The sequence below is a fragment of the Pseudomonas sp. PIC25 genome, from assembly GCF_002286785.1.
Taxonomy (GTDB): Bacteria; Pseudomonadota; Gammaproteobacteria; order Pseudomonadales; family Pseudomonadaceae; genus Pseudomonas_M.
In genome coordinates, this window is sequence record NZ_MUJY01000034.1 from 78,408 (window position 1) to 90,323 (window position 11,916).

The 11,916-nt window shown below is 64.5% G+C and carries 7 protein-coding genes; 5 read left to right on the top strand and 2 right to left on the bottom strand.

The genetic code is table 11. The features are described 5' to 3' along the window. Positions 1 to 261 precede the first annotated feature (261 nt). Complete coding sequence (locus tag BZL41_RS02350) at positions 262 to 3,366, top strand: multidrug efflux RND transporter permease subunit (RefSeq protein ID WP_095597811.1); 3,105 nt, start codon at positions 262 to 264, stop codon at positions 3,364 to 3,366. Positions 3,367 to 3,407: 41 nt separating this feature from the next. Further along, positions 3,408 to 4,832 carry an efflux transporter outer membrane subunit gene (locus BZL41_RS02355; protein WP_095597812.1) on the top strand — a complete coding sequence of 475 codons (1,425 nt, stop codon included), beginning with the start codon at positions 3,408 to 3,410 and terminating at the stop codon, positions 4,830 to 4,832. Positions 4,833 to 5,216: 384 nt separating this feature from the next. Here the strand turns inward: BZL41_RS02355 and BZL41_RS28335 are convergent, their stop codons facing one another. Continuing rightward, entirely contained in the window at positions 5,217 to 5,441 is a 225-nt protein-coding gene (locus BZL41_RS28335) for a DUF3203 family protein (RefSeq protein WP_168190928.1), read from the bottom strand. Between the two features lie 151 nt (positions 5,442 to 5,592). On the opposite strand from BZL41_RS28335, the gene BZL41_RS02365 reads away from it, so the two are divergent. Next, the gene (locus BZL41_RS02365) at positions 5,593 to 6,072 is read left to right on the top strand and encodes an MgtC/SapB family protein (protein ID WP_095597814.1); all 480 of its coding nucleotides are present in this window, start codon (positions 5,593 to 5,595) and stop codon (positions 6,070 to 6,072) included. Between the two features lie 54 nt (positions 6,073 to 6,126). Here BZL41_RS02365 and ftsH read toward each other — a convergent pair whose 3' ends face one another. Further along, positions 6,127 to 7,956 carry an ATP-dependent zinc metalloprotease FtsH gene (gene ftsH, locus BZL41_RS02370; RefSeq protein WP_095597815.1) on the bottom strand — a complete coding sequence of 610 codons (1,830 nt, stop codon included), beginning with the start codon at positions 7,954 to 7,956 and terminating at the stop codon, positions 6,127 to 6,129. 204 nt (positions 7,957 to 8,160) lie between these two features. On the opposite strand from ftsH, the gene BZL41_RS02375 reads away from it, so the two are divergent. After that, positions 8,161 to 10,374, top strand: a complete 2,214-nt coding sequence (locus BZL41_RS02375) for an ATP-binding protein (RefSeq protein ID WP_218224384.1) — start codon at positions 8,161 to 8,163, stop codon at positions 10,372 to 10,374. Further along, a complete protein-coding gene (locus BZL41_RS02380; protein ID WP_095597817.1) occupies positions 10,371 to 11,702 on the top strand; it encodes an ATP-binding protein in 1,332 nt (443 codons plus the stop codon). Before BZL41_RS02375 ends, BZL41_RS02380 begins: the two co-directional genes overlap by 4 nt. The last annotated feature ends 214 nt before the right edge of the window (positions 11,703 to 11,916 follow it).

The window sequence follows — 11,916 nt, forward strand, 5'->3', positions numbered from 1 at the left end:
GGGGAGCGGTAAGCATCGCTGGCTGGGGGCGTTTGGCGAGTTGGCTGGGCATTGGTGTGTGACGAGACTCTGCCCCCTAACCCCAGCCCTCTCCCCAAAGGGGCGAGGGGGTAATCGTGTTGCCTGTAGTCACGGCGTAAAACCGAGGCTCGGTTTTGCACGAACCGCTCCCTCTTGGGGTGAGGGGGAGGTCTTTCGCCGGACAACAAACCCTCCCATCTCCACAAACCCCCTTGAAGTGCTCCCGGCTGCTTCCCCGCTATGAACCTGTCCGCGCCCTTCATCCTCCGCCCGGTGGCGACGTTGCTGCTCAGCTTGGCGATTCTCCTGCTTGGCGGTTTGAGCTTCGGGCTGCTGCCGGTGGCGCCACTGCCGAAGATGGATTTCCCGGCCATCACTGTGCAGGCCAACCTGCCGGGGGCCAGCCCGCAGATCATGGCGGCGACGGTGGCGACACCGCTGGAGCGGGCCCTCGGCACCATCGCCGGGATCAGCGAGATGACCAGCCGCAGCAGCCAGGGCTCGACGCGGATCATCATCCTCTTCGATATCGACCGCGACATCGACGCCGCCGCCCGAGAGGTGCAGGCGGCCATCAACGCGGCGCGCAATCTGTTGCCCAGCGGCATGCGCAGCATGCCCACCTACCGCAAGGTCAACCCGTCGCAGGCGCCGATCATGGTGCTTTCGCTGACCAGCGATGTACTCAGCAAGGGCCAGCTCTACGACGTCGCCTCCACCCTGGTGGCGCAGAAACTATCCCAAGTGGCCGGGGTGGGCGAAGTGCAAATCGGCGGAAGCTCGCTGCCGGCGGTGCGAGTGTCGCTGGAGCCGCGTTTGCTGGATCAATACGGCATCGCCCTGGACGACGTGCGCCAGGCGATCACGGCGGCCAGCGCTCAGCGGCCGAAGGGGGCGGTGGAAGATGACCAACGCCACTGGCAGGTGCAGGCCAACGACCAGCTCGACCGCGCTGCGGATTACTCTCCGCTGATCATTCGCCAGCAGAACGGAGCCAGCGTGCGCCTGGGCGACGTGGCGACGGTGGTGGACGGGGTGGAGGACCGCTATAACAGCGGCTTCTACAACGACGAGCAGGCCGTGCTGGTGGTGATCAACCGCCAGGCTGGCGCCAATATCATCGAGACTATCTCGGACATCCGCGCCCAGCTACCGGCCTTGCGTGAAGTGATCCCGGCCAGTGTCGAGCTGGAAGTGGCCATGGACCGCTCACCGGTGATCCGCGCCACCCTGCACGAGGCGGAACGCACCCTGCTGATCGCCGTCGCCCTGGTGATCCTGGTGGTGTTCGCCTTCCTTGGCCGCTGGCGCGCGGCGCTGATTCCGGCACTGGCGGTACCGGTGTCGCTGGTCGGCACCTTCGCCGCGATGTACCTGATGGATTTCTCCTTGAACAACCTGTCGCTGATGGCGCTGATCATCGCCACCGGCCTGGTGGTGGACGACGCCATCGTGGTGCTGGAGAACATTTCGCGGCACATCGAGAACGGCGAGCCGCCGTTGCAAGCCGCGCTGAACGGCTCGCGGGAAGTGGGTTTCACCCTGCTGTCGATGAACCTGTCGCTGGTGGTGGTGTTCGTCTCCATCCTGTTCATGAGCGGCATCGTCGAGCGGCTGTTCCGTGAGTTCTCCTTGACCCTGGCGGTAGCCATCCTGATCTCGCTGCTGGTCTCGCTGACGCTGACGCCGATGCTCTGCGCCCGCTGGCTCCGTGAGGAAGAACAGCGCGAGCCGGGCCGCCTGCGGCGTTTCGGCCAGCGCTTGCAGGAGCGGGTACTGGAAGGCTATCGGCGAAGCCTGGACTGGGCGCTGGCTCATTCGCGGCTGACGTTGTTCAGCCTGATCGCCACCATTGGACTGAACGTCTACCTGTACGTTGCGGTGCCCAAGACTTTCATGCCGCAGCAGGACACCGGCCAGTTGATCGGCATGGTCCGCGGCGACGACGGCCTGTCGTTCCAGGTCATGCAGCCGAAGATGGAAACCTATCGCCGCGCAGTGCTGGCCGACCCGGCGGTGGAAAGCGTGGCCGGCTTCATCGGCGGCAACGGCGGGATCAACAATGCCTTTCTGATCGTGCGGCTGAAACCCATGGGCGAACGCACGGATTCCGCCCAGGAAGTGATCGACCGGTTGCGCGAGAGCGTACCCAAGGTGCCCGGCGGACGCATGTTCCTGATGCCCGACCAGGACTTGCAGTTCGGTGGGCGGGAAGGGCGAAGCACCTCGAACGAATACGTGCTGCTGGCCAGCGACCTGGACGACCTGCGCATCTGGCTGCCCAAGGTCCGCGATGCGCTCGCGGCACTGCCCGAACTGACCGATATCGACGCCAACGAAGGCGAGGGCGCCCAGCAGGTGCGCCTGGTGATCGACCGTGAAACGGCCAAGCGCCTCGGCATCGACATGGCCATGGTCACGGCGGTGCTGAACAACGCCTTCAGCCAGCGGCAGATTTCCACCATCTACGACAGCCTCAACCAGTACAGCGTGGTGATGGAAGTCGACCCGAAGTACGCCCAGAGCCCCGAAGTGCTGGAGCAGGTCCAGGTGATCACGGCGGACGGCGCACGCGTGCCGCTGTCCACCTTCGCCCACTGGGAGCGCAGCCTGGAAGAGGACCGGGTCAACCATCAGGGCCAGTTCGCCGCGGAGAGCATCGGTTTCTCCCTGGCCCCCGGCATCAGCATGGAACAGGCCACCGCCGCCATCGAGCGGGCGGTGGCCCGGGTTGGGCTGCCCACCGACGTGCAGGGCATGCTGGGCGGTACCGGTGGGGTGTTCCAGAAGGCCCAGCAGGCGCAGCCACTGATGCTGCTGGGTGCGCTGCTGGTGGTCTACATCGTGCTCGGCGTGCTCTACGAGAGTTACGTCCACCCGTTGACCATCCTCTCGACATTGCCCTCGGCCGGGGTCGGCGCACTGCTGGCGATCCAGTTGTTCGGCCAGCAGTTCAGCCTGATCTCCCTGCTCGGTCTGTTCCTGCTGATCGGCGTGGTGAAGAAGAACGCCATCCTGATGATCGACCTCGCCCTGCAGTTGGAACGGCGTGAGCATTTCAGCCCCGAGGCATCGATCCGCCAGGCCTGCCTGCTGCGCTTCCGACCGATCCTGATGACCACCTTGGCGGCGATCCTCGGCGCACTGCCGTTGATCCTGTTCAGCGCCGAGGGCTCGGAAATGCGCAAGCCGCTGGGTATCGCCATCGTCGGCGGCCTGGTGCTCAGCCAGTTGCTCACCCTCTACACCACCCCGGTGGTCTACCTGTATTTCGACCGCCTGCGCCACCGTGTCAACCGCTGGCGCGGCGTGCGGACGGACGCCTCGTTGGAAACTCCGCTATGAATGCTCTTCTTCCAGATCGCCCCGGAACCCGCCGAAAGCTCATGCATGCCACCGGCGCTGCGTTTTTCGCCATGCTGCTCGCCGGTTGCACTCTCGGTCCGGACTACCAGCGCCCCGAACTGACGGTGCCCGCGCAGTACCGCGAGGCCGAAGGCTGGAAGCCGGCGCAGCCGGCCGATGCCGTGGAGCGGGGTGCCTGGTGGGCGCTGTACGGAGATGCCGAACTGGACGCGCTGGTCCAGCGGCTTAACCTGAACAACCAGAACGTCGCCGCCGCCGAGGCGCAGTACCGTCAGGCCCGTGCCTTGGTGCGCAGCGCGCGGGCCGGATTCTTCCCGACGCTCTCCGGCAACGCCGGCGTGACCCGTTCCGGCCGAGGCGGTGGCGACAGCAGCGTGACCACGGCGAACGGCCAGACCTTCAGCACCTCCAGCGGTGGCGTTTCGAAGACCTACGACGCCAGCCTGGGCGTGAGTTGGGAGCTGGACCTGTGGGCTAAGCTGCGCCGCAACCTAGAGGCCAACCGCGCCAGTGCCGAGGCCAGCGAAGCCGACCTTGCGGCGATGCGCCTGAGCATGCAGTCCGAACTGGTGCAGAACTACCTGCAACTGCGCGTGCTGGACGAGCAGAAGCGCCTGCTGGATGCCACGGTCGCGGCCTACGAGCGCTCCCTGCGACTCACCGAAAACCAGTACCGCGCGGGCATCGTGCCGAAGTCCGATGTCACCCAGGCACAGACCCAGTTGAAGAGCACCCAGGCCGAGGCCATCGACCTGGAATGGCAGCGCGCCCAGATCGAACATGCGCTGGCGGTGCTGATCGGCGTTCCGCCGGCGGAGTTCGCCATTGCACCGAGCGAGGCGGTGCCGAGCCTTCCGGCGCTGCCCGCGGGTGTGCCGTCGCAACTGCTGGAACGCCGCCCGGATATCGCCGCCGCCGAGCGCCGGGTGATGGCGGCTAACGCGCAGATCGGCGTCGCCGAAGCTGCCTGGTTCCCGGACCTCACCCTGTCCGCCAACGGCGGCTACAGCGGCAGCAGCTTCGCCGACTGGTTCGAGGTGCCGAACCGTTATTGGTCGCTGGGGCCGCAGCTGGCCCTGACCCTGTTCGACGGCGGCGCGCGCCGCGCCGAGCTGGAACGCAGCGAAGCCAGCTACGACCAGACCGTGGCCGAGTACCGTCAGGCCGTGCTCGATGGCTTCCGCGAGGTGGAGGACTATCTGGTGCAATTGCGTGTGCTGGAACGCGAGGCTGGGGTACGCCAGGACGCCCTGGACGCCGCCCGCGAGTCGCTGCGCTTGATCGAGAACCAGTACCGCGCCGGTACCGTGGACTACAACAGCGTGGTCACCGTCCAGGCCACCGCCCTGAACAACGAACGCACCGCGCTGAGCCTGCTGGGCAGCCGCCTCACCGCCAGCGTGCAACTGATCACCGCGCTGGGAGGGACCTGGGACGAGCACTGACGCCCCAGTGCTGGCTGTAGCCCGAATAAGCGCCGGCGCAATCCGGGAACAGGCTCTCCCGGATTGAGCCAAGGCTTATCCGAGCTACGAAAGCCTGTGTTTTCGTGGGAGCCAGCTCTGCTGGCGAAGCTTTCGCTCGGCCCAGTTCGCGAGCAGAGCTCGTCGTTTCTACAAAGGCAACACCGGACTCTGATAGGGCGAATAAATTCGTCCCTACAAGGGCTGCGCCCGGGAGCGAATTCATTCGCGATGGACCGAAAGACCGCATTCGCGGATGAATCCGCTCCCACAGGATCGATGCCACTCGCACCGCTTTTCGTAGGAGCCAGCTCTGCTGGCGAAGCTTTCGCGCTGCCAATCGCGAGTAGAACCGTGAGGCTGCCCTCACTCATCCTCGATCAGGTTCCGACGCTCGTCCGCCGCGCCGGCCGCTACCAGGCGCTGGGCTTCGTCCTCGGAAATCAGCAGGCGGGCCGCGCCGCTTTCCAATACCGACATGCGTGCCTGCGCATCGGTGGTGATGCGTACTTCGGAGAGCGGCTTGTGGTATTCGATGCCTTCCACGCTGAAACGACAGGAAGCGTTGTCGATGTCTATTTCGACCGCCATGGCGGTGTCCTCCGGGTTCTGCGGGTTCTCTCTTGTCTGACCATGCTCGGGCGGATCGGTTGAGGCCGAACGGGAAAAACCTCGGTACCGGCAACTCCGGGCTTGGCTGTCTGTCCATCCTTTGAGGATGTTGCTGGCAAGCGGAGGCTCCATGAGCTGGTGGCAGACGGTCGCGGCGACGCTGGCGGAAGAATTTTCCGATTTGACCGATGTGGCTCAACTCACGCGTTTCAGCGTGCGCATGCTGCTGGCTGCGCTGTTGGGTGGGCTACTCGGCTGGGAGCGCGAGCAGAAGGGCAAGGCGGCAGGGCTGCGGACCCACATGCTGGTTGCCGTGGGGGCCGCGTTGTTCGTGATGGTGCCGCAGCAGGCCGGCACTTCGGCGGCGGACCTGAGCCGGGTGATCCAGGGCGTCATCGCCGGTATCGGCTTTCTCGGCGCCGGCAGCATCCTCAAGGGCAGCGACGAAGAGCACGTGAAAGGGCTCACCACCGCCGCCAACATCTGGCTGACCGCAGCCATTGGCGTGGCCGTGGGGCTGGGGCGGGAAACCTCGGCGATCCTCGCCACGCTGCTGGCCCTGGTCGTCCTGGTGTTTCTGAGCAGGGTGGAGCAGGCCGGCAAGGATTGACCGACAGGAGCGGATCGTTCCCACGCTCTGCGTGGGAATGCACGCTTTCTAGGCCTACCGGATCGCCGCCAACTTCACGGTGCTGATCGTCGGGCGCAACGGTGGAAAGTCGTCCGGGGTCAGGGTTTCTTTCTCCAGGAGCAGGCGGGCGCCATGTTCCAGGTCGTTCCGGTGGGTGGCGAGCAGTTCCTTGGCCTGTGCATAGGCTTCATCGATCAGCCCCTTGACGGCCAGGTCGATCTCCCGCGCGGTCTGCTCGGAGAAGTCCTTCTCGCGTACACCGATCATGTGGTCGCCGAGGTAGCTGGCGCTCTGCCGTTCCAGCACGGCCTGGCCGAGCAGTTCGCTCATGCCGAAGCGGGTAACGATCTGCCGGGCGATATCGGTGACCTTGGCCAGATCGTCGGCGGCACCGGTGGAAACCTCGGCGAATACCAATTCTTCGGCGGCACGGCCGGCGAGCAGTACCACCATGCGGCTCTTCAGCTCCTGCAGGGTGATCAGGAAGCGGTCTTCGGTGGGCCGCTGCAGGGTGTAGCCCAGGGCACCGATGGAGCGTGGGATGATCGAAACCTTGTGCACCGGATCCATGCCGGGCAGCAGGGCCGCCGCCAGGGCATGGCCCATTTCGTGATGCGCCACCACCTCGCGCTCGTGGGGCTGCAACAGGCGGCCCTTGCGCTCGGCACCGGCGACCAGGCGTTCCACCGCCGCCGTGAAATCGACCATGCCGACCGTCTCCGCGCCTCGGCGGGTCGCGGTGATCGCCGCTTCGTTGACCAGGTTGGCGAGATCGGCACCGGTGAAGCCGATGGTGATTCCGGCAATCCGATCGACATCCACGTCCGGGCCGGCGCTGATGCGTTTCATATGTACCTGGAGGATCGCCGCCCGGCCCTTGTGGTCCGGGCGGTCGACCACGATCTGGCGGTCGAAGCGGCCGGCGCGGAGCAGGGCGGGGTCGAGGATTTCCGGGCGGTTGGTGGCGGCCAGCAGCACCACGCCTTCGCGCGGGTCGAACCCGTCCAGCTCGGCGAGCAACTGATTGAGGGTCTGCTCCTTCTCGTCGTTGCCGCCAAAGGCACCGACGCCCCGCATCTTGCCGAGGGCGTCCAGCTCATCGATGAAGATGATGCAGGGCGCGGCCTTGCGCGCCTGCTCGAACAAATCGCGGACCCGCGCGGCGCCGACGCCGACGAACATCTCGACGAATTCCGAGCCGGAGATGGAAAAGAACGGCACGCCGGCTTCCCCGGCCACCGCCTTGGCCACCAGTGTCTTACCGGTGCCGGGCGGGCCGACCAGCAGGATGCCCTTGGGAATCCGCGCGCCGAGGCGGCTGTACCTGGGTTGGTCCTTGAGGAAGGACACCACTTCCTCCAGTTCGGCCTTGGCCTCGTCGATGCCGGCGACGTCGGCGAAGGTCACGCCGGTATCGCGCTGGACGAATACCTTGGCCTTGGACTTGCCGACGTTGACCAGCCCACCGAAGCCTTGCTTCTCGGCAATACCGCGGAAGAAAAAGCTCCACAGCGCGATTATGAGGATGAACGGCAGCACCCAGCCGAGGATACTGGCTAGCACGGTGTTTTCCGCCTTGCCGCGGAAGGTCACGCCGGTTGCTGCCAGTTCGTCCGCCAGGGCGGGCTCGACCCGCTCGGTGACGAAGTAGCTGCGGCCGTTGACCGGCTCCTTGAGCTTGCCGCTGATCTGCCGCTGCTCGACCACCAGCTCGGTGAGCTTGTCCTGCTTCAGCAGGCGCACGAATTCGCTGTAGGGCAAGGCTTCGACGGCGTTACGCGATGCCCACCATTCCTGGAACATCAGGAGCACCGCGAAGGCGATCAGGAAGTAGCCAACGTTCCATTGATGCTGCTTGTTCATCTCGCGCTCCCGTTCGCTTGGCTTCACTGAGTTGTAAGGCAAGCGGGGACGGGGAATCTTGACTCCCGTCAAGCGAGTAGGGCATCCAGGGGCGGATACATCGGAGGCTCAGGAAAATCCCTATGCGCGCTCCCGCGGACTATTCTCTCCCTTTGGAGCTGTCGGAGTGGGTGGCAGACGGGCGATCGGCAACAGGGGGAGCGGATGGCGTCAAAGGAAACCGGCCGGGCGATGCATCTGGGCTTGCGCGCCTCGATCGTGCTTTCCGTCATCATCGGGCTGACGATCCCGGCCACGGTTAGCAGCTTCCTCACCCTGGGCTACCGCGAACAGGCTCTCAGCGAAAGCTTCAGCGCCGAGCATCGGCGCCTCACTGAAATCCTCGCCCTGGGCATGCAGGAGCCCCTGTGGAACCTCAATGACGAAGGCGGACGGCCTTTGTTCGAATCGCTGCTGGGCGACCTGCGGATCGTCGCCATCAGCGTCCGCGACGAGAACGGCATCGACTTCCTCAGTCGCGCATATCCCGAGCGCCGTACCGGTCGGCAATTCACCCTGGACCGCGATGTGACGAACGACGACAAGGTCATCGGCCACGTCAGCCTGGAAATGGACACCGGCATGCTCGACAGCCAGACCCGCATCGACCGCCGCATCCTGGCCTGGACGGTGACCGGGCAGTTGCTGCTTAGCCTGATCCTGATCGTCATTCTCCTCCAACGACGTTTGCTGGCGCCGATCAAACGCTTGATGGACGAGTCGGAACGCCTGGCTCGTCGCGACCTGTCCCGGCCCTTCATCTGGCAGCGCCGCGACGAACTGGGCAGCCTCGGCGTCAGCCTGGAATCCACGCGCCAGGCGTTGCAGGCGCTGTTCAACGAACTGGAAACGAAGAACCAGGCGTTGCAGCAGGACATCGAGCGGCGCGCCCTGATCGAGCAGGAACTACAGAGCCACCGGGCCCACCTGGAAGAATTGGTGCAGAAGCGTACCGAAGAGCTGCTCGCCGCCAAGGAGCGGGCCGAGGTGGCGAACCAGGCGAAAAGTACCTTCCTCGCCAGCATGACCCACGAACTGCGCACGCCGCTGAACGCCATCCTCGGCTACGCCCAATTGCTCAAGCGCGACAAGGCCCTGACCGAGCGGCAAGCGGTGGGCTTGCAAACCATCCAGCAGAGCGGCGAACACCTGCTGATGCTGATCACCGACCTGCTGGACCTGGCCAAGATCGAGGCGGGTAAGTTCGAACTCTTCCCCAGTGCGGTCAGCCTCAACGTCTTCCTCATGGGCATCGCCGACATCATCCGGGTGAAATCGGAGCAGAAGGGCCTGAGTTTCAACCTTCACCTGGCGCCGAACTTGCCGGCGGTGGTGCTGCTGGATGAAAAACGCGTGCGCCAGGTTTTGCTGAACCTGCTGGGCAACGCGGTGAAATTCACCGACAGCGGCTACGTCAGCCTGCGCGTGGAGGTGAAACAGCAGGACGAAACGACCTGCCGGTTGTGCTTCGAGGTACAGGACAGCGGCATCGGCATGGATGACAGCCAGTTGGAAAGCATCTTCCAGCCCTTCGAGCAGGTCGGCGAGTCGCAGCGCCGTTTCGGCGGCACCGGCCTGGGGCTATCCATCAGCCGCCAGTTGGTGCGCCTGATGGACAGCGACATCCAGGTCTCGAGCGCCGCCGGCAGGGGCAGCACCTTCTGGTTTGAGCTGAGCGTGCCGCTGAGTGACGATGCGGTGATGACTCCGCAGACGGAGCTGAGCGTGATCGGTTACCGGGGCGAGCCGAAGACCATTCTGGTGGTCGACGACATCGCGGCGAACCGTGAACTGCTCAAGGACCTGCTCGGCTCCTTGGGCTTCCACATTCACCTGGCGGAAAACGGCGAGGAGGGCGTGGCCCGTGCCCGGGAGATCAGGCCCGATGCGATTCTCATGGATATCGTGATGCCGGTGATGAGCGGCCTGGAGGCGACACGGCACATCCGTGAGCTGGACGGGCTGGAACAGGTACCGATCATCGCCATTTCCGCCAGCGTCACCCCGGAGGACCAGAATCAAAGCCTGGTTGCGGGGGCCAACGTGTTCATGACCAAGCCGGTGCAGCAGAATCGCCTGCTGCATGTGATCGGCGAACTGCTGGGCTTGGAGCTGATCCATGACGACACGCCCGAGGCGGCCGAGGAGGAAACCGCCGCAGCGGCATTCGTGGCGCCCCCGCAGAGCGAGCTGAACGTGCTGTACGAGTTGGCGCTGGTGGGCAACATGCGTGATATCCGGCGCCACGCCGATCACATCGAACAGGTGGATGCCGCATTGAAACCGTTCGCCGAAAAACTGCGTCAACTGGCGAAGGAATATCGCTCCAAGGCAATTCTCGAGCTGGTCGAAGCCTGTGTGGAACGGAGTAGCCAATGAGTACGCTCAGTGAGGTCGAGCCTCAGGAACATACCATCCTCATCGTCGACGATACGCCGGCGAACGTCGGTGTTCTGGCGGATTACCTGGAAGACCAGGGCTTTCGCGTGGTGGTCGCCCAGGACGGCGAGGAAGGCTTGAAGCGCGCCGAATTCGTACGGCCCGATCTGGTTCTGCTGGACGTGATGATGCCCGGCATCGACGGATTCGAAACCTGCCGCCGTCTCAAGGCCGCCGAACAGACGCGGGAGATACCGGTGATCTTCATGACCGCGCTGACCGACACCGGCAGCGTGGTGACCGGCTTTGGCGTCGGCGGCGTGGATTACGTCACCAAGCCGTTGCAGGTGGAAGAGGTACTGGTGCGCGTCACCACCCACCTGAGCCTGCGCAACCTGCACAAGCAATTGACGGCGCAGAACCTGCGTCTGCAACAGGAAGTCGAGGATCGCCAGCGCGCGGAAGAGGCCCTGCGCAAGGTGGGCGAAGAGCAGCAATCGCTGATCCGCAAGCTGCAGGAGGCCCACGACCAGTTGCTGCAATCCGAGAAAATGGCCTCCATCGGCCAATTGGCCGCCGGCATCGCCCACGAGATCAACAACCCGGTTGGCTTCGTCAGCTCCAACATGGGCGCGTTGCAAGACTACATCCAGACGCTGCTGGACCTGATCGACCGTTATGACGACGTGGTTGCCCAGGTGCCGGAGGGGCAGGGCGTGCTGCATGACCTCGCCCGGATGAAGCAGGACGCTGATATCGAGTTCCTCAAGAGCGATATCGTCGCCCTGATGGCGGAATCCAAGGAGGGGCTGAAACGGGTCAAGGACATCGTCCAGGCGCTCAAGGACTTCTCCCACGTGGGCGAGTCCGACTGGCTGGAAGCCGACCTGCACCACGGCATCGACAGCACCCTCAACATCGCCAACAACGAAATCAAGTACAAGGCGCGGGTGGTCAAGGAATATGGCGACCTGCCCAAGGTCACCTGCCTGGCTTCGCAGCTCAACCAGGTATTCATGAACCTGCTGGTCAACGCCGCCCACGCCATCCAGGGCGAGGGTGTCATCACCATCCGCACCGGCGCTTCCGACGGCTGGGTGTGGGTGTCCATCCGCGACAACGGCGCCGGCATCTCCCCGGAGAACATGAACCGCATCTTCGAACCCTTCTTCACCACCAAACCCATCGGCAGCGGTACGGGGCTGGGTCTGTCGCTGTCCTACAGCATCGTGAAGAAGCACGGCGGGCGCATCGACGTGGAAAGCGAGCCGGGCAAAGGTACCTGTTTCACCGTGCACCTGCCGGTGCATCCGGAAATGGAGTCGTAGGGCGCACGCCGGTGGGAGCGAATTCATTCGCGAACCGGGGTTACGCCGATGCTTCGTCATCGCGGATGAATTCGTTCCCACCGATTGCCCATCACCAGGTCCGTCCGAACTCTGGGTAGGGGCGAATTCATTGGCTATGTCTGCGTTAAGTGTTGCTAGCTCCTAAACTTACTGTACGGCGTCCCCTTTCTGGAGGTCTGTCATGCGTGCAACA